This window comes from Rathayibacter sp. AY1D2, from assembly GCF_002932695.1.
In the GTDB taxonomy this organism is placed as follows: Bacteria; Actinomycetota; Actinomycetes; order Actinomycetales; family Microbacteriaceae; genus Rathayibacter.
The window spans coordinates 60,474-82,297 of record NZ_PSVX01000008.1; the positions used below are offsets into that span (position 1 = coordinate 60,474).

Below are 21,824 nucleotides of genomic sequence, written 5' to 3' on the forward strand. Positions count from 1 at the left end.
GGGCGGGCGGATCAGCCGGCCGGGACGGCCGTGACCACCACGTTGCTGAGGTAGTGGCGGGTGTCGTAGTCGAAGTCGCCGCCGCAGGTGATCAGGACCAGCCGCGGCGGTCCGTCGGCGGCGAACACGGCCGAGAGGTCGACCGTGGTCTTCTCCGTGGTCTCCACCGTCGAGACGGTGTACGCGCGCTCCGCGCCGTCCGCGCCGGTGAGGGTCACGGTCTGGCCCGGGACCGCCTTCTTCAGCTCGACGAACGGCCCGAGGCCGTAGGCGAGGGAGTCGACGTGCGCGGCGATCACGACCGTGCCCTCCGGCTCGTCGAGGCCGGCGCCGAAGCGGTACCAGCCGGCGACCTGCGTGTCGGGCACGAGCTCCATCGTGCCGTCGTCCGCGACTCCGACCGGCTCGACGGCCATGTCGACGGGGAGCCCTTCGACGACGAGCCGCTCGGGAGCGAGCGCGGTGGGGGCGGGGGTCGCGCCGAGCCGGGCGTCCGCCACCGGGACGGACGGCACCGCTTCCGGCGGGGCCGCCGCGGGCGAGGAGGGGACCGTGGCCGGCACCGGCTGCTGGGGCGCCGAGGAGACGGCGGCGGGAGCGGGCTCCACCCGGGACTCCTGCGCCGCGCATCCGGCGAGACCGGCACCGGCCACGATCAGCCCGACCACGGCGAGGACGCGCAGAGGGAAGGGGCTCCGGCTCATGGCGTCCTCCTGGGTCGTGGTCGGGGGTGCCGGGACGGCCGCGCTCCAGCACGGCCGACCCGGCGGTCGGTTCCTCGGGTCAGCGACGCGAGGCGGCGGTGCGGCGGCCGATCAGCACGGCGCCGGCGGCGGCGAGGGCGGCGAGCAGTGCTCCGCCCCACCAGCCCGCGGCTGCGTCGGGGCGGTTGTCCGCGGCGAGGCCGGCCTCACCGGCGGGGACGCCCGACGGCGAGGAGTGCAGTCCGTCGATGGTCTGCGTCGCGAGAGCGAGGTTGCCCTTCTCCAGGCTGCCCCAGGCGTAGACGATCGTGTTCACGCCCTCCTGGACCTGCACGTCGGCCGGGCCGATGACCGGCGCGGTGGTCCCGGTCGCGGCGACCACGGTCGAGATCGTGGCCGGGGCGAGGTTCAGCACGCCCTCGTTCGGGTTCGTCACGTTCGTCAGGACGGGCGACCCTCCGGCGAGGATGTCCACGGCCGGAGCGGCGGCGATGTGGCGGACCGTGAGCCGGCCCTCGCCCGCGGCGGTCTTCGAGATGTCGTTGGTGAAGAGGGTCGCGGTGGGGGTGTTGTCGGGCTTGAGGTGCGCCGCGACGGTGTAGCTCTTCCCCGCCTCGAGGCTGATGTCGATCGGGCCGATCACGGGGGCGCTGGCGTCCGCGGCGGTGGAGGCCGTGATGGCGACCTTGTAGGTGCCGGTGGGGAGGTCGAGCGGGCCGGCGAGCGAGCCGGGGGTGAAGTCGTCGAGCGTCAGCTTGCCGTCGACGTAGACGTCGACCGGGGTGTCGGGGACGGCGTGCAGGACCGAGAGGTCGGCCGAGTCGGCGTCGGCGGCGGCGGCGGGCGTGGCGGCGATGCCGACGACGGCCAGGGTTCCGATGCAGGCACCGGCGAGCAGGCTGCGGGAGAAGCGGGAGGTGGTCACGGTGTTCCTCTTTCACGATGGGACCCGCGAGGGGTCGGGGGGTGGTCGAGAAGGGCCTTCACCACTACTTCCGGCCGAGGCGCCTCCTCGGATGCACCCGGTCTGAGATTCCTCGAAAGAATTCCTGCCGGACGCGTCGAGGGCCCCTCGCAGCGCTGGCCCGAGCGCCCGCGCCGGGCTAGCCTCCGACCAGGAGGTGCGGAGGATGGGCAGGCGCGGCGTGGTCCTCCTCCTCGCCGCCGCGGCGCTCACCACGGCGGCGGTCGCGGGCGTGCAGGGCTCCCTCGCCCCCCGGGCGCCGGTCGCCGACCAGGCCGCCGCCGCCTCCGACGCCCCCGCCCAGTGCGACGACGCCCGGGAGCTGCTGGCCGCCTCGTCCGCCTTCGAGGGCGGAGCGGGCGTGCCGGCCGGCCACCTCGTGGCCTGCCTCGACGAGGACCACCGGCGCCTCACGATCCACAACCGCACCCCCGTCGTCTGGAGTCTCGGCGACTCCTCGGTGCGGGGCGTGACGAGCGGGACGGACGGAGTGACGGGTCTGCTGAGCCTGCACGCGTCGCAGTCCTCCTCCGGGCTGCTCCTCGCACCCGGATCGGCGGCCTCGGTCTCGGCCGGCGACGGGAGGATCCGACCGCGGCCCGACGAGCCCTCGACCCGGCTGCAGCTCGCGCTCACCGCGGTGGTCGCGGCTCAGGATCAGGCGATCGGCCCCTCCGCCGGTCCCGACAGCATCATCCGCGGCGCCGCGCTCACCTGCGCGGTCGTGGTCGCGGAGTCGGACACCGGCTGGCGGGTGACCTCGCCGCGGGCTCTCGCCGCGGCGGCCGAGGACCCGGTGTGCGCGCGCGACTGGGCCCGCGCCCAGCGCAGCGCGGCGGCGTGGCGGATCGCCCTGCCCGGGCTCGTCGACGCCGTGGAGGCTCCCGGCCGCCCCGAGGAGGACACGGCGCTCCAGCGGGCCGCGGCCGACTGGTTCTCGGCCTCGAGCGGCTACTCGTGGGGCGGAGTCGACCGCCCCGCTCCCCTGCCCTGACCGGCGCCGCGCGCCTCGTCCGCCCGGGAACGCGGAACGGGCCGCCCTCCGCGAGGAGGACGGCCCGTTCGGCAAGAAGTTCGCGGTGTCATCGAGACCACGCCCTGCTCCGGGAGGAGCTAGCGGCGCAGACCGAGACGCTCGATCAGCGAGCGGTAGCGGTTGATGTCCACATCCGACAGGTAGCCGAGGAGTCGACGACGCTGACCCACGAGCAGCAGCAGACCACGACGCGAGTGGTGGTCGTGCTTGTGCTCCTTGAGGTGCTCGGTGAGGTCCTTGATCCGCTTGGTCAGGACGGCCACCTGCACCTCGGGGGATCCGGTGTCACCGGGGTGGGTCGCGTACTCTTCGATGATCGCCTTCTTGACATCTGCTTCGAGTGCCATATATGGGATCCCCTCTCTCTCGTTGCGCGGTGCCCGGCGCCTGATGCGTGGGCTCTCTTGATCCGCGGCCGTCGAACGGCAACCGGACGACTCTACCAGAGGGAGGGCGGCATCAGGAGCCGGTGGCCCGGTTCCAGAGCACGACGAGCCACGGCGAGACCAGCAGCTGCCAGTAGACGAGCACGAGGACGTTGAGGACCACGCCGATCCAGCCGGCGATCGGCGGGCGCTTCTCGCGACGCCGGGCGCGGAGGGTGGAGACGGCGAGCAGGATCCCGGCGAGCAGGACCGCGTGCACGAGCGCGGTGTAGAGCACGCCGACCAGCAGGTCGCTGACGGCCTGGTCGCCCGGGTAGGCGCCGAGCGAGATCAGGGCGTACCAGACGAAGAACGACAGCGGGACGGCGAGGACGGCCAGGAGGACCGAGACGATCCCGGCTCCGTAGCGGCGGAGGAACCCGCGGGCTCCCGAGGCCGTGGCACCGGTCCGAGCGGCTCCGGCGCGGACGCCGCCCGTGGAGCTGCGCCGACCGCCCGTGGCGGCCGCCGCGCGACGCGCGCCCGCCTCGGCGGCGGTGCGGATCGAGCGTCGCGAGGGGGCGGCTCCGGCTGCTCGCGGGGCAGGAGGACCCTGACGCCCGGGCGCGCCGTCGGATGACGTGCTCATGCCTCTCACCCTAGGGGATGACCCCTGAGCCCCCGGATCGGCGCGACGCGGCCTGCCGGGGCGGCGGAGTCAGCAGAATGGAGCGAGTGAGCCAGACCCCCCGCGCCCCCCGGCGCAGCCACGTCCTCGACGTCTCCCCCCTCCGCGAGTCCCCGGCCTTCGCCCGGCTCTGGGCCGGCAACGTGATCTCGGGCATCGGCGGCCAGATGACGATCGTCGCGGTCGGCCTGCACATCTACGAGCTCACCGGATCGACCCTCGCGGTCGCGCTGGTCGGCGTGGTGGCGCTGGTCCCGACCGTGATCGCCGGCCTCTACGGCGGGATGCTCGCCGACGCGTTCGACCGCCGCCTGGTGCTCCTGCTCGCCGCGGTCGTGGCCTGGGGCTCGACCGCGGGGATCGCGGCCCTCGCCTGGCTCGGCGCCGAGACCCCGCTCTCCCTCTACGTGCTCACCGCCGTGAACGCGGTGGCGACGACGGTGATCGTGACCACCCGGATGACGCTGGCTCCGCGGCTGCTCCGCACCGAGCTGGTCCCCGCCGCCGCCGCGCTGGGCGGCATCGCGAGCGGAGTCGAGGTGACCGTGGGGCCCGCCCTCGCCGGCGTGCTGGTCGCCTCCTCCGGCTTCGCGATCACGTACACGATCGACGTCGTGCTGTTCCTCGCCGCGTTCCTCGGCATCGCGGGGCTGCCGGCGCTCGTGCCCGAGGGCGAGCGGCAGCGGCCGGGGCTGGAGTCCCTCCGCTACGGCCTGGGCTTCCTGAAGGGCGCCCCGAACATCCGGATGTCCTTCCTGGTCGACATCGTGGCCATGACCTTCGGACAGCCGCGCGTGGTCTTCCCGGCGGCCGCCGCCGTGCTGCTCGGCGGAGGCGCGGTGACGGTGGGCGCCCTCACGGCCGCGTTCGCGATCGGGGCGCTGATCAGCGGCGTCTTCTCCGGCCGGCTCACCGGGGTCCGCCGACAGGGCCTCGCGATCGGCCGCTCGATCCAGGTGTACGGAGCGTTCGTGGTCGCGTTCGGCGCGGTCCTGCTCGGTGCCGCACTCGTGCAGCACGACGCGTCGGCGCCGAACGCGGTGCTCATCGCGCTGGCGGCGGTCGCCCTGGCCGGCGCGGGCGCCTCCGACAACGTCAGCTCGATCTTCCGGCAGACGATGCTGCAGACCGCGGTCCCCGACAACATGCGGGGTCGGCTCCAGGGCGTGTTCATCGTCGTGGTGACGGGCGGCCCGCGGGTCGGCGACCTCTACACGGGACTGCTCGCCTCGCTCGCGCTGCTCTGGCTGCCGCCGCTCGCGGGCGGGCTCGCGATCATCGCGATCCTCGCCGCGGTGCTGCGACTCCGACCGGGGTTCCGTGGGTACGACGCCCTGCACCCGACGGCCTGAGCGGAGGGGCGTCTCCCTCGAGCCGGATGGGACAGCGCGCCCGCCCGCTCGGCTCAGGCCGGCGGACGGGCGCGCCGGAGATCAGTCGCCGGAGGCCGCGTCGGCGCCGCCGCCGTCGGTCAGCCGGTCGTCCGAGACCAGTCCGCTGTCGTCGTCGCGGCCCTCGACCCGCACCGGGCGGTAGACGTGGAAGCCGTCGTCGTCGGGCTCCAGCTCCCAGACCACCTCGACCTCCTCGCCGTCGATGTCGGCCAGGCGGGTGAAGGAGCGCTGCGGGGAGCCGTCGATCATCTCGAGGCGGATGCTCTCCTGCTCCGCTCCGCTGTCGAGGATGGCGGTGTACGTCGATTCGGTGTCCATGCCTCGACGCTAGACACGCGCGGTGAGGCGTCGCCACCCCTTGCGGCGGCGCACGGTCCGCGTAGCGTCGGCACCATGACCGACACCGACATCACTCCCGCCGACTCCGACGACCGCGAGCAGATCACCGAGATGGTGAAGAGCGCCGGGATCGGGCTCCTCACCACCGTCAACGCCACCGGGCAGCTCGTCAGCCGTCCGCTCAAGGCCCAGGACATCGACTTCGACGGCGAGCTGTGGTTCTTCACGCAGGACCCGTCGCCCAAGGTCGACGACATCCGCGCGAACCCGAGCGTCAACGTCGCGTTCGAGTCGAAGAAGGGCTACCTGTCGGTGGCCGGCTCGGCGACTGTCGTGCACGACCCGGCGAAGGTGGACGAGCTGTGGTCCCCGGCCGTCGCCGGCTGGTTCCCCGACGGCAAGGACGACCCGACCGTCGCTCTGATCCGCGTCGAGGCCGAGACCGTCGAGCTGTGGGCGACCGACGAGCCGCGTCCGGTGGTGCTGTTCAAGGTCCTCAAGGCCGCCGTCACCGGCGGACAGCCCGACATCGGCGAGAACCGCACCGTCTCCTTCGAGTGATCCCTCCCCCCGGGGCGCCGCCGGGGCGCGGCGCCTCGCGGGGAAAGGCTTCAGGCGCCGCCGAAGCGCTCGGTGCGGACGCGCTCGGGCGCGTGGCCCTGCTCGACCAGGGCGGTGGCGACGGCCTCGACGAACGAGGTCGGGCCGCACACGTAGACGGTCGGCTCGAGCGAGGCCGGCAGAGCCGCCTCGGCGAGCAGCTCCGGAGTGACGCGGCCGGCCGGACGTGCCGCTCCCGCCGGCGCCACCCGGGTGAAGACGTGGTCCACCGCGACTCCGCCCGTCGCGGCCGGCCGCTCGGCGAGCGCCGCCAGCTCCTCGCGGTAGTAGGCGAAGACGGGCGAGCGGACCGAGTAGAGCAGCTGCATCCGCGCCGCGCTCCCGGACCGGGCGTGCTCGCGCGCCATCGCCATCAGCGGTACCACGCCGCTCCCGCCCGCGATCAGCTGCACCGGCTCCGCCTGCTCGGGGCGCCAGACGAACCAGCCGCCGATCGGACCGCGGATCTCGAGCCGGTCGCCCGCTTCGAGGCCGTCGACCAGGTACGGGGAGACCTCCCCGTCGTCCAGCCGCTCGACCGCGAGCTCGACCCGCTCCCCGTCGGCCGGGGCGCCGATCGAGTAGGAGCGGCTCGCCTGGTAGCCGTCGGGCGCGGTGAGGCGCACGTCGAGGTGCTGCCCCGCCAGGTGGCCCGGCCACCCGGGCACGCGGAGCACCAGGAGGCGCGACGTGGGCGTGAGCGGCGCGACCGACTCGGCCACCGCCTCCGTCCACATCACCAGTAGCGCTCCTCTTTCCAGGGGTCCCCGTGCATGTGGTAGCCGTTCTGCTCCCAGAAGCCGGGCTCGTCGCCGGGCATCAGGCGGAGCGTCCGGACCCACTTCGCGCTCTTCCAGAAGTAGAGGTGCGGCACCAGGAGCCGGGCGGGGCCGCCGTGCTCGGCCGCGAGGGGCTTCCCCTCGAACTCGGTGACGACCCAGGCCCTCCCGCCTCGGATCTCGGCGAGCGGGAGGTTCGTCGTGTAGCCGCCGAAGCTCTGCGCCATGACGAAGCCCGCGTCCGTCTCCAGGCCCTCCAGCAGCGTGTCGACCGAGACGCCGCGCCAGCTGGTGCCGAGCTTCGACCACCGGGTCACGCAGTGGATGTCGGTGTGCACGTCCTCGTGCGGGAGCGCGTCGAACTCCTCCCGGTTCCAGCGGCGCACGCCCGCGGGGCCGCCGTCGATCGAGAAGGCCCACTCGTGGATGTTCGGGGTGGGCCCGATCGAGAGGACGGGGAAGCCGTTCTCGAGGTGCTGGCCCGGCGGGAGGTCCGGGTCCGCCTCCCTCTTGCCGAAGAAGCCCCGCGTGATGATGCCCATGTCCGCCCTCGTCGTCCTCGGGGCCTGGCCCCGGATCGCTGGAAACCGCTCGTCGCGCTCACGCTACCGCTCGGTGCTACCGCATGGGGGCCCGCCGGGCGAGCCCGGGACCGTGTCGGACGTCGGTGCCAGGATCGGGGCATGAGACGAACCGTCGTGCCGCCGTACCTCCTCGTCCGCATCGCCCGCCTCGACGATCCGGCCTTCGCCCGGGCCGCGCGGGCCGCGAGCCGCTCGCTCGAGCAGGACGTGCCGTTCCGGCGCGTCCGGCCCGGAGAGCCCGCGCCCGACCGCGGGGCGCCGACCGCCACCGCGACGTCCTCGCCGCGCACCCGCGTGCAGTCGCTCCAGCGCACCATCGCGGACGCGCGGACCGAGGAGACCCTGCCCGGCACGGTCGTCCGCCGCGAGGGCGAGGCGGCCACGGGGGACGCGGCCGTCGACGAGGCGTACGACGGCCTCGGCGCGATGTCGGCCTTCCTGCAGGGTGCGTACGGCCGCGACTCGATCGACGACGCCTGGCTGCCGCTCGACGCGACCGTGCACTTCGGCGACGACTACGACAACGCCTTCTGGGACGGCTCGCGGATGGTCTTCGGCGACGGGGACGGCCAGGTGTTCCGCCGCTTCACCGTCTCGCAGAGCGTGATCGGCCACGAGCTCGCCCACGGCATCACCGAGTACACGGCGAACCTCGTCTACCGCGGCCAGTCCGGAGCGCTCAACGAGTCGGTCTCGGACGTGTTCGGAGCCCTGCTGGAGCAGTACGGCGCCGGCCAGAGCGCCGACGAGGCGAGCTGGCTGATCGGCGAGGGGCTCTTCACCGACGAGGTGCAGGGCACGGCCCTGCGGTCGATGATCGCCCCCGGCACCGCGTACGACGACGACGTCCTCGGCTCCGACCCGCAGCCGGGCTCGATGGCCGACTACGTCGAGACCGACGACGACAACGGCGGAGTGCACATCAACTCGGGGATCCCCAACCGCGCGTTCGCCGTGGCGGCGACGACCCTCGGCGGGAAGGCGTGGGAGCGCGCAGGGCAGGTCTGGTACGACGTGCTGACCGGGGGCGTCCTCACCGCGACGGCCGACTTCGAGGCGTTCGCCGCGCTCACCGTGCAGGCCGCCGCCGAGCGCTACGGATCCGGCTCCGAGGTCGAGGCCGCCATGCGCACCGGCTGGACGACGGTCGGCGTGACCCTGTCCGCCTGAGCCGGTCCGCTCGAGGGCGGAGGCGGGTAGCATCGCGCGCATGGACGTCATCGTGTCGCGCAGCGGCGGATTCGCCGGCCTCCGCCGGGTGTGGCGGGTCGACGTCGAGCAGCAGCCCGACGAGGGCGCGTGGCGCGACCTGCTCGGCTCGCTCCCCTGGGACGCCGCCGACGGCGAGTCCCCCGGCCGGGCCGACCGCTTCGTCTACGAGATCCGCGTGCAGACGCACCACGTCCGCCTCGGCGAGACCGAGCTCGACGGAGCCTGGCGCGAGCTGGTCGACCGCGTGAAGAAGGCGCAGCCCCGTTAGGAGATGCGCCTTCGTCGTGTGCTCGGAGCTACTTGGTGCCGAGCAGGTCGATCACGAAGATCAGGGTCTTGCCGGAGAGCGGGTGCCCTCCGCCGGCCGGGCCGTACGCCAGCGCGGGCGGGCAGATCAGCTTGCGGCGGCCGCCGACCTTCATCCCCGGGATGCCCTGCTGCCAGGCGCGGATGAGGTTGTTGAGGGGGAAGTTGATCGACTGGTCGCGGCTCCAGGAGGAGTCGAACTCCTCGCCGGTGTCGTACTCGACGCCGAGGTAGTGGACCTCGACGGTCGAGCCGGGCTGCGCCTCGGCGCCGTCGCCGACGACGATGTCCTCGACGACGAGGGTGTCGGGGGCCGGGCCCTCAGGGGCGTCGACCTCGGGCTTGGTCAGGTTCTCGCTGCTCATGCCTCGATCCTACGGCGCTCGGGAGCGGAGTCTGGGAGCGGGCTGCGAGCACTCACTCCACGAGCGTGAGGCGCTGCGTCGGCCGGGTCATCGCGACGTAGAGCGATGCGGCGCCGCGCTCGCCGGTCTGCGCGATGAGGCGAGGGCGGGCGATGATCACGGAGTCGAACTCGAGCCCCTTGGCGTCGTTCGTCGACAGCACGGCGATCGCGCGGTCGAGCCCGGTCGCTCCGCGGCCCACCTCCCGGCCGAACCGCTCCTCGAGGCTCTCGGCGATCGCGGCGAGGTCGTCGTCGGGCGCGATGACCGCGAGCGTCCCCTCCGCCTCGATCGCCCGGTCCTCGACGACGGCCGCCAGCACGCGCTCCGAGAGGCTCGCGTCGCCGCGATCGCGGATCGTCCGCACCGGCCACTCGGTGGAGCGCACGGCCTCCCCCGGCGTGATCTCCAGCCCGTTCTCGCGCGCCGTCCGCTCGGCGAAGGCGACGATCTGCGCGGGCGTGCGGTAGTTGACCGTCAGCTCCTCCAGGCGCCACGGCGCCGCCTCCACTCCCCGGCCCTGGCGGCCGAAGGTGTCGCGGAGCGCGGCGTCCCAGCTCGAGGCGGCGGAGGCGCCGGACGCCTGCGCGACGTCGCCCACGATCGTGAACGAGCGCATCGGGCAGCGGCGCAGCAGCACCCGCCACTGCATCGGCGAGAGCTCCTGCGCCTCGTCGACCACGACGTGCCCGTAGGTCCAGGTGCGGTCGGCCGCGGCCCGCTCGGCGGTGGTGCCGAGCACCGAGCGCTCGGCGAAGCCAGCCGCGAGGTCCTTGGCGTTGACGAGGCCGTCGACGCCCATGTTGCGGATGGCGGCCTCCGCGTTCTCGACGTCGCGCTTGCGCTGCTCCTTCTCGGCCTTCTTCGAGGCGTCGGCGAGGTCGTCGTAGGCGCCGAGCAGCTCCGCGGCCTCGTCGAGCAGCGGCACGTCGGAGACCGTGAACGGAGCGTCGCGGTCGCGGCGGAGGAGGGAGCGCTGCGCGGCGGTCCAGCGCGGCGTGAGCGTCGCGAACCAGTTCGGACGGGCGTAGAGGTCCTGCAGCAGCTTCTCGGGGGTCAGCGGGATCCACGCGGTGTTGAGAGCGACGCGGACGTCGTGGGCGGTCCGCACGTCCTCGCGCAGCACCGCCTCGTCGGCCTCGTCGACCGTGCTGCCGTGGCTCCGCAGCTGATCGGCGAGCTGGCGGGTGAGCTGCGAGAGCAGCGTCTTGACGAAGGAGACGCGCGCCTCGTTGTGCGGCTTGCGGGTGTCGCGCGCCCGGGTGATCGCGCGCTCCACGTCCTGCGGCTCCAGACGGAGCTTCTCGCCGTTGACGTCGAGCACCTGGGTCTCGGCCGGGACGGTCTGGCGGGAGCGGACCGCGCGCTTGAGCAGCTCCGCCATGCGCGCCGAGCCCTTCACGCGCGCGACCGCGGGCACGTCCTCCTCGACGAGGTCGAGGCCCGGGTAGAGCTGGCCGAGCGTCGAGAGGACGACACCCGTCTCGCCGAGCGAGGGCAGCACCGCCTCGATGTAGCGGAGGAAGGAGCGTGAGGGGCCGACCACGAGCACGCCGGAGGAGGCGATGCGTTCGCGGTAGGAGTAGAGGAGGTAGGCGGCCCGGTGCAGGGCGACCGCGGTCTTGCCGGTGCCCGGCCCGCCCTGCACGACGAGCACGCCGCGCAGCTCGGACCGGATGATGCGGTCCTGCTCGCTCTGGATGGTCGCGACGATGTCGTGCATCCGGCCGGTGCGCTGCGCACCGAGCGCCGCCATGAGCGCGCCCTCGCCCTGCAGCACGGTGCCCTCGCGCAGCAGCTCCTCGTCGAAGACCTCGTCCTCGAAGCGGAGGACCTCGCGGCCCCGAGTGGTGAGGTGGCGCCGGGCGCGCGTCCCCATCGGCCGTGCGGCGGTGGCCTGGTAGAACGCGGCCGACTGCGGGGCACGCCAGTCGAGCAGCAGCGTGTCCTGCTCCTCGTCGCGCAGGCCGATCCGGCCGATGTAGCGGTGCTCGGCGTCGGCGTCCGCGAGCGTCAGCCGGCCGAAGGCGAGCCGGTCGTCGGCGCCGGTGAGCGAGCGGATGCGGTCCTCGTAGAGCCGCGCGTAGGCGTCGCGCTCGGAGCGGCTCTGGTGGTTGCCGCCGACGCTCTCGATGCGGACCGTGTCCAGAGCCTCGCGGGCCTGGGCGATCAGCTCGTCGAGGCGGGCGTAGAGCGCCGCCACGTAGTCGCGCTCCCGAGAGAGCTCGGTGGCCTGCACAGTGCTGCCGTCCGTCATCGTCCGCCTTCCGAGGGTCCGCCGCCGCGGGCCGGGAGGCGCGGGATGCGCTCCGGGGGCCGCGGGAAAACAGGCGGTCCAGTCTACCGAGCGATCCGAAGCGGCCCGTCCCGACAGCGGGATCCGGATGCCTCTTGCGCTCGGCGCCGCGGAGGAGCATCCTCTCTCTCACGAAGAGCTCGACGCCCCGTCCGAGCAGCCGGCCCTGCCGCTGCCGCAGGGCGTCGAGCTCTTTCTCGCGGGAGCCCGTCCGCCGTCCGGTCATCGACCGGGAAGAGAACCGGACGGCCCCGCGTTGCACGCTCCATGGCCACTCCGAGCAGCAGCGTCACCGCCCCCTCCCGCGCCTCGATCGACCTCACGGAGTCGGCACGCGCCGGCTGGGAGTCGTGGCTCGCCCGACGCGTCGAGCGCGTCACCGGACCCCGGGGTGATCTCGCCCTCGTCGAGACGCGCTGGCTCGAGCCCGGCGAGAGCGTCGACGACGAGCAGGCGCTGGCCGGCTACGGCCCCTCGGCGACCCTGACGCGGATGCGCCGCGAGAACCTCGACACCGGCGAGCCCGAGTACGGCTACCGCGTCTGGGACGCGGCCTCCGACGGCATCCGGTCCTTCGACGCCATCGAGACCTTCCCGTTCGACGCCGCCTGGGTGCTCGAGGCGTGGTTCGAGCCGGTCGCCGAGGACCGCACCGTCCCGTTCGAGCACCTGCGCGACAACGGCGCCACCCGCGAGCTCGTCGTGCCCGGCGACATCACCTTCTCGCTCGTGGACGACGGGCGCGCCCGCGAGTACACGGTCGCGGCGTTCGACGACGGCGGCACGCTCCTCGTCCCGTTCGGCGATCCGACCAACCGCAGCGACGACCCGGAGCTCGCGAGCTACCCCGTCGGCCGCTTCCTCGTCGTGCAGCGGATCGGCGGCGCGGCCGACGCGGGCACCCCCGGTCCGGTGCTCCTGGACTTCAACCGGGCGTACATCCCGCCGTGCGGCTTCTCGCCCCACTACAACTGCCCGCTGCCGCCCGCGCAGAACCGGCTCGGCGTGCCCGTGACGGCCGGCGAGCGCCGCGTGCGCAGCGCCTCCGCCTAGCGCGCCGGGGCTGAGCGGGGGCGGCCCCGGCTCAGCGGGTGAGCACCGCCCGGCGGGCGACGAGCTCGTCGAGCAGGACCTGCTCGTCGACCGCTCCGGTGCGTCCGCCGCGGCCGAGCAGGAGGTGCTGCCGGTGGTGCGCGAGCCGCGTCGCCGAGCGGAGGAAGTCCCGCATCGCCCGCGGCCGGTCCCCTCCCGTGCTCCGGGCCCAGCGAGCGGCGGTGCGGCGCCCCTCCGCGGTGCCGATCATCCGCACCTCGGCCGGCGAGAGCCAGCCGGCGACGGCGTAGTCGTCGAGCCGCTGGAGCGTCACGCGCCGCTCCTGCCGGCGCAGCAGCACCACCACGACCACGGCGACCGCGAACAGCGGCACCTGGACCACGCCGTAGAAGCCGAACCAGTCGGACACCAGGAACGACGAGCCGTTCCAGAGCGCGTGCAGGAACGCGGCGAGCGCCAGCCCGAGCAGGGCGATGGGCAGCCGCGCGACGGCGGGCCGGTTCGAGGCGAAGCCGAGGGCCGCGCCCGTGCAGGCGGTGAAGAGCACGTGCGCGAAGGGCGAGAGCACCCCGCGGAGGAAGAAGGTCACGGCGAGCGAGCCGAGACCGCCCTCCACCAGCGCGCTGCCGAAGTAGAGGATGTTCTCGACGAAGGCGAACCCGGAGGCGACGACGGCCGCGTAGACGATGCCGTCGACGGGTCCGTCGAAGGTCCGGCGCCAGATCAGCAGGACGAGGAGGACGCCGATCCCCTTGGCCGTCTCCTCGACCAGCGGCGCCTGAATCACGGCGCCGACGAAGTCGGATCCGCTCGGCTGCTGCCCGGACGCGTAGACGGCGATCTGCACGCCGAGGTCGACCAGGAGCGCGATCGCGACGGACCCGGCCGCGCCCCAGAGGAACGCGAACCACAGGCCCAGCGCGGGCTCCGGCTCCCACCGGTCGACCCAGCGGACGCCCAGCAGAACCACGGTCAGCGGGACGAGGGCGATGACCGCGCAGATCCCCGCGGCGCTGACGCCGAGTCCGAGAACCACGTAGGCGAGCACGAGCAGCAGCAGGATCCCGAGGAGCGCCACGCCGATCGAGCCGAGCACGGTCGGCACGACGGAGGGGCGGGCGGTGGCGGGCGGTGCGGGCGGCGGATAGGCGCTCATGGGGCCGACAGTAGGGCACGGGCGGGGTGCGCTGTCGGCGGTTGACACGCGCCGGGCGCGTGGAGGAGGGCCGGGGTACGGACGCCCGTGTCCGATTCCCGCTCCTGCTCGACGTCGCCGCGTGCGAGGCTCGAGGCGTGCCCGACTCCGATCCGCTCTTCGAGGAGCGCTACCGCGCCGTCGCCTCCCGCGACTCCCGGTTCGACGGGCGGTTCCTGACCGGCGTGCACTCCACCGGCATCTACTGCCGTCCGAGCTGCCCCGCCATCACGCCGCAGCGCGCGAACGTGCGCTTCTACCCGACGGCCGCCGCCGCGCACGAGGCGGGGCTCCGCGCCTGCAAGCGCTGCCTGCCGGACGCCGTCCCCGGCTCCCCCGAGTGGAACCTGCGCGACGACACGGCGGCGCGCGCCATGCGTTTGATCGCCGACGGAGTGGTCGACCGCGAGGGGGTCGAGGGGCTGGCCGCCCGGCTCGGCTACGGCGCGCGCCACCTCGGCCGCATCCTGCGCGAGGAGCTGGGCGCGCCTCCGCTGGCCCTCGCTCGCGCCCAGCGCGCCCAGACCGCCCGGCTCCTGCTCACGAGCACCGACCTGCCCGTGTCCGACGTCGCCTTCGCCGCCGGCTTCACGAGCATCCGGCAGTTCAACGCGACCCTGGCGGAGGTGTACGAGCGGACCCCGACGGCCCTGCGCGCCTCGGCCCGCGGCACGCGCTCCGAGGCGAGCGTCCATGACGGCGCGACCACGCTGGAGCTCCGGCTGGCAGTGCGGGCTCCGTTCGATCCCGGGGTGCTCGACGTGCTCGGCGGCACCGCGCTCCCGGGCATCGAGGAGGCGTCCCCCGGCGGCTACGCGCGCTCGCTCGTCCTGCCCGGGGGCGCGGCGCTGATCCGGCTGGCGGCGGACGGGGAGAGCGTCCGCTGCAGCGCGACGCTCGTCTCCGTCGCCGACGTCGGGCCGCTGGTCGCCCGGGTGAGGCGGCTGCTCGACCTGGACGCGGACGCCCGGGCCGTGGACGAGGCCCTCGCGGCCGATCCCGCACTCGCTCCGAGCGTCGCCGCCCGCCCCGGTGTCCGCGTGCCCGGCTCCGTCGATCCGGCCGAGACGCTGGTGCGCGCGCTGCTCGGCCGGCGGGAGGCCGCACGGCTGGTCGCAGCGCTCGGCGCGACGCTCCCGGAGTCCGTGGCGAGCGGATCGATCGCACGCGCCTTCCCCTCCCCCGCGGTGATCGCCGAGCACGCCGCCGACGTGCTCCGCGGATCCGCCGACGTGCTGGTGCGGACCTGCACGCTGCTCGCCGAGGGAGCCCTGCGGCTCGACGCCGACCGGGAGGAGCTCGCCGAGCAGCTGCTGGCGGTCCCCGGGATCGACGCGGCCACGGCGGCCGAGGTGGCGCAGCGGGCGACCGGAGATCCCGACGTCCTGCTCACCGGGGATCCCGCGCTCCGGCGGGGCGCGGCGGCGCTCGGCCTGCCCGCGGGCGAGCGCGCGCTGGCCGAGGCCGGGCGCCGCTGGGCGCCCTGGCGCAGCTACGCCGGGGCGCGCCTCGCGGCCGCGGTCACGCCTCCGGCGCGGGGTCGATGATCGGGAGCGCCGCGGTCATCGCCTCGATGCCCGAGAGCCGCGCCGGCGAGATCAGCCGCATGACCTCCTCGCGGGACATGAGCCCCGCCTCGACCACCAGGTCGGCGATGTTGCGGCCGGTCGCGAGGGCGGCCTTCGCGAGGGCGGCGGACGCGGTGTAGCCGATGCTCGGGGTGAGCGCCGTCACGACGCCGACCGAGGAGGCGACCATGGCCTCGAGCCGGTCGACGTTCGCGGTGATGCCGTCGATGCAGTTCTCGCGGAGCGTCCTGCAGGCCTGCGTCATCCAGGTGATGCTCTGCAGCAGCGAGTGCGCGATCACCGGCTCGAAGGCGTTGAGCTGGAGCTGACCCGCCTCGGCCGCCATCGTGACCGTGACGTCGGCCCCGGCCACCGAGTAGGCGACCTGGTTGACCACCTCGGGGATGACCGGGTTCACCTTGCCGGGCATGATGCTGGATCCCGCCTGGCGCGGAGGCAGGTTGATCTCGCCGAAGCCGGCCTGAGGGCCCGAGGAGAGGAGCCTCAGGTCGTTGCAGATCTTGGACAGCTTGATCGCGGAGCGCTTGAGCGCGCTCGAGAACGACATGAAGACGCCGGTGTCGCTCGTCGCCTCGACGAGGTCCTGCGCCATCTCGAGGTCGAGGTCGGTGATCTCGTTGAGGTGGCGGACCGCGGCTGCGCCGTAGCGCGGATCGGCGGTGATGCCTGTGCCGATCGCGGTGGCTCCGATGTTGACCTCGGCGAGCAGCCAGATGGTCTCGGAGAGGCGGGCGTGGTCCTCGCCGAGGGTCGTCGCGAAGCCGTGGAACTCCTGGCCGAGCGTCATCGGCACCGCGTCCTGCAGCTGCGTGCGGCCGACCTTCAGGACGCTGCCGAACTCGACCGCCTTGCGGGAGAACGACTCGCGCAGCAGCGCCAGCTCGTCGAGCAGGCGGCGCAGCGACCAGGTCATCGCGATCTTGATCGCGGTCGGGTAGACGTCGTTGGTGGACTGGCTGCGGTTGACGTCGTCGAGGGGGTGCAGGTGCGCGTAGTCGCCCCGCTCGAAGCCGCCGATCTCGAGTGCGACGTTGGCGACGACCTCGTTCGCGTTCATGTTCGTCGAGGTGCCGGCGCCGCCCTGGATCACCCCGACCACGAACTGGTCGTGGAACTCGCCGTCGATGATGCGGCGGCACGCGGCCTCGATCAGCTCGGCCTTGGCGGGTGCGAGACTGCCGAGCTCGGTGTTGGCCCGGGCGGCCGCGAGCTTGACCGTCGCGAGGGACCGGACGAGATCGGGGTAGATCGAGATGGGGCGCTTCGAGATCGGGAAGTTGTCGAGGGCCCGCGCCGTGTGGATGCCCCAGTAGGCCTCGGCGGGGATCTCCATCGAGCCGAGGGAGTCGCTCTCGGTGCGCGTTTCGGGGGTCTCGGTGTCGTCCAGGGCTCTGCCTTCCGGGTCGCGGTCGGGGAGGGTGCTCGGTGCGAGGGTCACGTCCAGCTCCGTTGCTGTCGTCGTGCGGCCCCGGAGGGTGCAGGGGGCTCGCGAACTGCGCGGCCAGCCTATCGCCGGGGCGCGGGGCGGCGGCGGACGCGGGCGCGGAGCGTCCGGTCGACGGGCGCGGAACGACCGCGCCTCCCGCCGCCGGAGCGGACAGGAGGCGCGGGACGCGGGAAGCGGCGGATCAGCGGTAGTCGCTGCCCGACGCGAGTGCCGCGAGCGGCACGAGCACGACCACGACGAGCACGGCGATCGCGAACAGCAGGACGAGGCCGAGCATGACGGAGTTGAGCACGATGCCCCAGATCGAGAGCGTGCGGCCGGTCGGCTCCCTCCGCAGGCCCAGGATGCCGAAGACCAGGCCCGCGGCCGGAGCGATCACGGTCAGTCCGAAGAAGACGGAGGTGACGCCGAGGATCAGGCTCGTGAGCGAGAACGGGGTCGAGGGCGCCGGGGCGAGCGCCGCGGGCGGGACGGCGGGGGTGCCGTAGGGGGCGCGGGCCTGCTGCGAGGAGGCGGACTCCTCGGCGGCGGGGCGCTCTCCGGCGGACGGCCGCTCCTCGGTGAGGACGGCGGTCGCGCCCAGGTCCACGGTCGGCTGCTCGTCGGCGGGGGTGGAGAGGCGGGCGGTGCGGTCGTCGGTGGTCACGGTGTGCTCCTTCTCGGGTGCCGGTCGCCCGGCGGGATGCGGTGCCGCCGGGCGGGCCGACGGTGCTGCCGGTGTGCTCCGGCGATGCCTCCACGCTACGGACGCGCCCGGACCCGCCCCATCCGGGGAACCCCCGGAACTCGGGGGCGATCCCCCGCCTCGACGCGGGGGCGGGTGCGAGACTGGTCCCGGCGCGAGGAGGCGGCGATGGACGACGACGAGCTGCGGCACCGCACCCGGGACCGCAAGGGCGCCCGTGCCGTCTGGTTCGCCGGGCTCTCGGCGCTCGCCGGCTTCGTGGTGATCTCCCCTGTGATCTCCCTCACGGCGACCGTGATGGTGTGGGGGTCGCGGCGGCGGATCGGCACCCTCAGCGACCGGAACGGCCTGGTCGCCGTCAACTGGCAGCTCACCTACCTCGCACTCCAGCTGATGCTGGTCCCGCTGCACCTCGCGCTGGTGTCGGTGCGCGACTCGCTCGGCGCCGACTGGCCGCTCGCGACGATCTCGGCGATCCTCGCGCTGGCCGTGCTCAACCTCGTGCTGTGCGTCGTCCTCGGGATCCGGTCCGGCCAGGGACGCACCGTGCGCCTCTGGATCGCCGTGCCCTTCGCCCGCTCCACCCGTCCGCCGCGCTGACCGTCCGGGGACACCGGGCCCGGCCTCTCTCCGCTACGGGGACTCCGCCCGGCGTGTCCGCGGCGCGGTGCCCCCTCGACCCCGCGGCGGCGGGCAGGGTGGTGGAGTGATCGCCTTCCCTCCGCCCGTGTACGTCGTGGCCGACGACGGAGTGAGACTGGCCACCTACTCCGTCGGCGAGGAGAGCGCCCCGACCGTCCTCGCCGTGCACGGCTTCGCCTCCCACGCCGTGCTCAACTGGGAGACGTCGGGCTGGCTGCGGACGCTGCACCGGGCCGGGTACCGCGTCGTCGCGCTCGACCAGCGCGGGCACGGCGCGAGCGAGAAGCCGCACCACTCCGACTCCTACAGCGTGGACGCCATGGTGGCCGACCTGGTGCGGGTGCTCGACTCCTACGACCTCGACGCGCCCCACGTCCTCGGCTACTCCCTCGGCGCCCGGATGAGCTGGGTGCTGGGGCTCGAGCACCCGGAGCGGCTCGCATCGCTGAGCCTCGGCGGGCTGACGGTGGGCGAGCCCCTCCGCTCCTTCGACGCGGAGGCGGCCCGGGCCCGCGTCGCCTCCGGCGGCGAGATCGACGACGGCTTCACCCGCGCCTTCATCGGCATGGCGGAGGGCGTGCAGGGCAACGACCTCGCGGCACTGGTGGCGGTGGCCGACGGCGTCCGCGGCGGGGCGCACCCGGAGCACGGGCGGCACCCCGGCCTGCCGACGCTGCTCGTGACCGGCGGCGCGGATCCGATCGCTCCCGGCGGAGAGCTGCTGGCGGCGGAGGCGGGGGCGCGGTTCGTGAGCGTCCCCGGCCGCGACCACACCAGCACCGTGCCCGCGCGGGGCTTCAAGGACGCGGTGCTGGCGTTCCTGGCGGAGCAGCGCTGAGCAGGCCCCGCGCCGGGCGGGAGCACCGCGAGCGCCGAGGCCCGCGGCGTAGCATCCCCCTCATGCAGGCGATCCGCATCGAGAACCCCGGCCCCGACTCCCGACTCGTGCTGGAGGAGGTGCCGACGCCCTCCCCCGGACCCGGCGAGGTCCTCGTCCGCGTGGCGGCCGCCGGCGTCAACCGCGCCGACCTCGGCCAGCGCGGCGGGGTCTACCCGCCGCCGCCCGGCGCCTCCGAGATCCTCGGGATGGAGGTGTCCGGCACGGTCGTCGCGCTCGGCGAGGACGCGACCGGGTTCTCGGAGGGCGACGAGGTCTGCGCGCTGCTCTCCGGCGGCGGCTACGCCGAGTACGTCGCGGTCGACGCGGGCCTGGTGCTGCCGGTGCCGGACGGCGTCGGCCTCGTCTCGGCCGCCGCCCTCCCGGAGACGACGTCCACCGTCTGGTCGAACCTCGTGATGGTGGCCGGGCTCGGATCCGGCGACACCGTCCTCCTCCACGGAGGCGGGAGCGGGATCGGGACCACGGGCATCCAGGTCGCCGCCGCCCTCGGCGCCCGCGTCGCCGTCACGGCCGGCAGCCCCCGCAAGCTCGAGGCGTGCCGCGCGCTCGGGGCCGACGTCCTGATCGACTACCGCGAGGAGGACTTCGTCGAGCGGATCCGCGAGGCGACCGGCGGGCGCGGCGTCGACGTGATCCTCGACCCCGTCGGCGGCGACTACCTGGCGCGAGACCTGGAGGCGCTGGCCGTGGGCGGGCGCGTGGTGTTCATCGGCAACCAGTCCGGTGCGCTGGGCTCGCTCGATCTCGGGGTGCTGATGCGCAAGCGCGGGGCGGTGCACGCCACGACCCTCCGCGCCCGGCCCCTGGAGGAGCGGCGCGCGATCGTCGCGCGGGTGCGCGCGGAGGTCTGGCCGCTGGTCGCCGCCGGGACGGTGCGACCGGTGGTGGACGAGGTGGTCCCGCTCGCCGAGGCCGAGCGGGCGCACGACGTGATGCGCTCCTCCGGCCACATCGGCAAGCTGCTGCTCACCCCGTGACGCCCCGCACCGGAGGAGGCCCCCGCCGCCCGCGGTGAGCGGGAGCGGGGCCTCCTCCGGTGATGCCCTCCGGCGGGGCGTCAGACCGCGGAGCGCAGGAGTCCGAGCGAGCGGTTGATGCCGTCGACGTCGACCGCGGCCGGATCGAACGAGGCTCCGGCGGCGAGGCCGAGAGCCTCGAGCGCCTCCGCGTGGTCGGCCGAGGACGGGTCCGTCGCCGCCCGCACCGTGTCGGCCCAGGCCGCGGGGCCTCCCGGCACGTCGAGCGGAGCCGCGCCGCGCGCGCCCGTGCAGCGCGGCAGAGCCGACGACAGCGGCGCGATCGACTCCAGACGGATGACGTGGCGCCACTCGTCCTCGAGGTCGTAGACGTAGAAGAGCTCGTCCTGCTCCTGCTCGAGCACCTCGGCGAGCGCGACGCCCGCCTCGTCCACGAGGTCGGCGCCGAACTCCTCCGCGTCGGACGGCGAGCCGATCGGAGCCTGCTCCTCGTCGGGCACGCCGACGCTGAAGTAGTGCGGCTGCGCGTCGGTCCAGCCCAGCGAGAGCTGGAGCGCGAGGTGCAGATCGCGCAGCGACGACTCGGAGGAGAGCTCGAGGCGCCGCCAGACGACGGGCTTGGTCCCGAGCAGGGCGACGTGAAGCGCGTAGGCCGTCGCCGTGTCCTGGGTCGCCTCGTCGAGGATCTCGAGGCGGGTGGCCTCGCGCTCTCCGAGGAGGACGACCGTCGCGCGGACGACGGAGGCGAGTACGGGCGCCAGGCCCTCCGGCACCGCGTAGCCGAACTCGGGCGAGTGCAGCAGCAGCCCGAGCTCGGCGGTGTCGTCGAGCATCCGCTCGGCCGTGCCGACCATGCGCTCGCGCTCGTCGAGGGCCTCGTCGAGCGAGACTCCGGAGTCGGCTGCCAGCTCGTCGACCAGCTCGCCGACGACCAGGCCCGGGTGGATCTCGGCCTGGCAGGCTACCGCGATGCGGACCAGTACGGCATCGGTGGTGGTGACCGCGCGCTCCTCCGGGGAGAAGGCGCCGTCCTCGGTGTCGGCGGCCGCCAGCGCGGTCTGGGCGCTGAGGATCCACTGCTCGAGGAAGCGGGCGACGTAGGCGATGCGCTCGGCGGCGGCCTCGTGGGCATCGGAGCTGCGCCAGAGCACGGCGGCCTCGCCGAGACCTGCGGCGGATCCCTCCTGCTCGAGCACAGCGGAGCCGACCAGCGCGTCCCACCAGGCCGAGACCGGGATGCGGACGGAGTCGTCGCTCGGGGTGGATCCCGCGGAGGAGATGCCCGCCTCGACCGCGATCTCGCGGGCGGCGCGCTCTGTGAGGGTCGCGCCGTCGTCGGCGGCGAGGTGCTCGACCACGACGTCGGCGGCGTGCACGAGAGCGGTGGCGCGCACGGCGGAGAGCTGCTCCTCGGCCGGGACCTCGTCGAGCTCGGCGAGGTCGTCGAGCACGGCCTCCACGAAGGAGCCGGCGAGGTCGAGGACCTCGTCGAGGACGGCCTGGCACTCGTCCAGCTCCTCGTCGGTGCCGGTCCAGAGGTCCTCGTCGGTGAGGAAGTCGAGGAAGTGCTCGACGACCTCGGCGACGGTGAAGAGGGTGTCGTCGAGGTCGGCCTCGCTCTCCTCCCCCGACAGGTCGGCCTCGATCTGGTCGAAGACGGCCTC

Annotated in this window: 23 protein-coding genes; 10 read left to right on the forward strand and 13 right to left on the reverse strand. The window is 74.2% G+C overall.

The genetic code is table 11. From position 1 onward, the window contains the following. Positions 1-11: 11 nt before the first annotated feature. On the reverse strand, positions 12-704 hold the full coding sequence (locus C5D04_RS03460) for a class F sortase (RefSeq protein ID WP_104347239.1): 693 nt from the start codon (positions 702-704) through the stop codon (positions 12-14). Between the two features lie 79 nt (positions 705-783). After that, a complete protein-coding gene (locus C5D04_RS03465) occupies positions 784-1,629 on the reverse strand; it encodes a DUF4397 domain-containing protein (RefSeq protein ID WP_104224813.1) in 846 nt (281 codons plus the stop codon). Positions 1,630-1,834: 205 nt separating this feature from the next. On the opposite strand from C5D04_RS03465, the gene C5D04_RS03470 reads away from it, so the two are divergent. Further along, on the forward strand, positions 1,835-2,662 hold the full coding sequence (locus tag C5D04_RS03470) for a hypothetical protein (RefSeq protein ID WP_104283796.1): 828 nt from the start codon (positions 1,835-1,837) through the stop codon (positions 2,660-2,662). 119 nt (positions 2,663-2,781) lie between these two features. On the opposite strand, the gene rpsO is transcribed toward C5D04_RS03470, so the two are convergent. After that, the gene (gene rpsO / locus C5D04_RS03475; RefSeq protein ID WP_068252328.1) at positions 2,782-3,051 is read right to left on the reverse strand and encodes a 30S ribosomal protein S15; all 270 of its coding nucleotides are present in this window, start codon (positions 3,049-3,051) and stop codon (positions 2,782-2,784) included. 112 nt (positions 3,052-3,163) lie between these two features. Continuing rightward, complete coding sequence (locus tag C5D04_RS03480; RefSeq protein ID WP_104224815.1) at positions 3,164-3,718, reverse strand: hypothetical protein; 555 nt, start codon at positions 3,716-3,718, stop codon at positions 3,164-3,166. An 86-nt stretch (positions 3,719-3,804) separates the two neighbouring features. On the opposite strand from C5D04_RS03480, the gene C5D04_RS03485 reads away from it, so the two are divergent. Continuing rightward, entirely contained in the window at positions 3,805-5,109 is a 1,305-nt protein-coding gene (locus C5D04_RS03485) for an MFS transporter (protein WP_258062855.1), read from the forward strand. Between the two features lie 81 nt (positions 5,110-5,190). On the opposite strand, the gene C5D04_RS03490 is transcribed toward C5D04_RS03485, so the two are convergent. Next, entirely contained in the window at positions 5,191-5,469 is a 279-nt protein-coding gene (locus C5D04_RS03490; protein ID WP_104224817.1) for a hypothetical protein, read from the reverse strand. Positions 5,470-5,544: 75 nt separating this feature from the next. Between C5D04_RS03490 and C5D04_RS03495 the strand changes: the two genes are divergently transcribed. Further along, entirely contained in the window at positions 5,545-6,051 is a 507-nt protein-coding gene (locus C5D04_RS03495) for a pyridoxamine 5'-phosphate oxidase family protein (protein WP_104224818.1), read from the forward strand. A 50-nt stretch (positions 6,052-6,101) separates the two neighbouring features. Here C5D04_RS03495 and C5D04_RS03500 read toward each other — a convergent pair whose 3' ends face one another. Next, positions 6,102-6,827 carry a ferredoxin reductase gene (locus C5D04_RS03500; protein WP_104226284.1) on the reverse strand — a complete coding sequence of 242 codons (726 nt, stop codon included), beginning with the start codon at positions 6,825-6,827 and terminating at the stop codon, positions 6,102-6,104. Next, entirely contained in the window at positions 6,827-7,411 is a 585-nt protein-coding gene (locus tag C5D04_RS03505) for a molybdopterin-dependent oxidoreductase (RefSeq protein ID WP_104224820.1), read from the reverse strand. Before C5D04_RS03505 ends, C5D04_RS03500 begins: the two co-directional genes overlap by 1 nt. Before the next feature lie 141 nt (positions 7,412-7,552). Between C5D04_RS03505 and C5D04_RS03510 the strand changes: the two genes are divergently transcribed. Both C5D04_RS03510 and C5D04_RS03515 read left to right on the forward strand, forming a co-directional pair. Next, positions 7,553-8,623 (forward strand): M4 family metallopeptidase, encoded by a 1,071-nt coding sequence (locus C5D04_RS03510; protein WP_104347240.1) that lies wholly within the window; start codon positions 7,553-7,555, stop codon positions 8,621-8,623. Positions 8,624-8,663: 40 nt separating this feature from the next. After that, positions 8,664-8,933 (forward strand): protealysin inhibitor emfourin, encoded by a 270-nt coding sequence (locus tag C5D04_RS03515; protein WP_104283800.1) that lies wholly within the window; start codon positions 8,664-8,666, stop codon positions 8,931-8,933. Positions 8,934-8,961: 28 nt separating this feature from the next. On the opposite strand, the gene C5D04_RS03520 is transcribed toward C5D04_RS03515, so the two are convergent. Beyond that, positions 8,962-9,336: an FKBP-type peptidyl-prolyl cis-trans isomerase gene (locus C5D04_RS03520; protein WP_104226280.1), complete on the reverse strand. Its 375-nt coding sequence runs from the start codon at positions 9,334-9,336 to the stop codon at positions 8,962-8,964. A 52-nt stretch (positions 9,337-9,388) separates the two neighbouring features. Next, positions 9,389-11,632, reverse strand: coding sequence for a UvrD-helicase domain-containing protein (locus tag C5D04_RS03525; protein WP_104347241.1), 2,244 nt, complete (start codon positions 11,630-11,632; stop codon positions 9,389-9,391). A 306-nt stretch (positions 11,633-11,938) separates the two neighbouring features. On the opposite strand from C5D04_RS03525, the gene C5D04_RS03530 reads away from it, so the two are divergent. Beyond that, complete coding sequence (locus tag C5D04_RS03530) at positions 11,939-12,724, forward strand: DUF1684 domain-containing protein (RefSeq protein ID WP_104233244.1); 786 nt, start codon at positions 11,939-11,941, stop codon at positions 12,722-12,724. 31 nt (positions 12,725-12,755) lie between these two features. On the opposite strand, the gene C5D04_RS03535 is transcribed toward C5D04_RS03530, so the two are convergent. Continuing rightward, positions 12,756-13,880, reverse strand: coding sequence for a PrsW family intramembrane metalloprotease (locus C5D04_RS03535; RefSeq protein ID WP_104347242.1), 1,125 nt, complete (start codon positions 13,878-13,880; stop codon positions 12,756-12,758). 137 nt (positions 13,881-14,017) lie between these two features. On the opposite strand from C5D04_RS03535, the gene C5D04_RS03540 reads away from it, so the two are divergent. Next, positions 14,018-15,466: a DNA-3-methyladenine glycosylase 2 family protein gene (locus tag C5D04_RS03540; RefSeq protein ID WP_181137665.1), complete on the forward strand. Its 1,449-nt coding sequence runs from the start codon at positions 14,018-14,020 to the stop codon at positions 15,464-15,466. On the opposite strand, the gene C5D04_RS03545 is transcribed toward C5D04_RS03540, so the two are convergent. Further along, positions 15,441-16,895, reverse strand: coding sequence for an aspartate ammonia-lyase (locus tag C5D04_RS03545; protein ID WP_258059853.1), 1,455 nt, complete (start codon positions 16,893-16,895; stop codon positions 15,441-15,443). The genes C5D04_RS03540 and C5D04_RS03545 overlap by 26 nt on opposite strands. Before the next feature lie 241 nt (positions 16,896-17,136). After that, on the reverse strand, positions 17,137-17,601 hold the full coding sequence (locus tag C5D04_RS03550; protein ID WP_104226275.1) for a DUF4190 domain-containing protein: 465 nt from the start codon (positions 17,599-17,601) through the stop codon (positions 17,137-17,139). Between the two features lie 207 nt (positions 17,602-17,808). Here C5D04_RS03550 and C5D04_RS03555 point away from each other — a divergent pair, with 207 nt between their 5' ends. The 3 genes from C5D04_RS03555 to C5D04_RS03565 all read left to right on the forward strand — a co-directional run bounded on the left by C5D04_RS03555 (position 17,809) and on the right by C5D04_RS03565 (position 20,160). After that, a complete protein-coding gene (locus tag C5D04_RS03555) occupies positions 17,809-18,240 on the forward strand; it encodes a DUF4870 domain-containing protein (protein WP_159939525.1) in 432 nt (143 codons plus the stop codon). Positions 18,241-18,346: 106 nt separating this feature from the next. Beyond that, a complete protein-coding gene (locus C5D04_RS03560; protein ID WP_181027173.1) occupies positions 18,347-19,120 on the forward strand; it encodes an alpha/beta fold hydrolase in 774 nt (257 codons plus the stop codon). A gap of 62 nt (positions 19,121-19,182) precedes the next feature. Then, positions 19,183-20,160, forward strand: a complete 978-nt coding sequence (locus C5D04_RS03565; RefSeq protein WP_104233239.1) for an NAD(P)H-quinone oxidoreductase — start codon at positions 19,183-19,185, stop codon at positions 20,158-20,160. An 80-nt stretch (positions 20,161-20,240) separates the two neighbouring features. Here C5D04_RS03565 and C5D04_RS03570 read toward each other — a convergent pair. Then, positions 20,241-21,824 (reverse strand): plasmid pRiA4b ORF-3 family protein (locus C5D04_RS03570; RefSeq protein ID WP_146085328.1); only part of this gene is annotated, 1,584 nt, incomplete at its 5' end.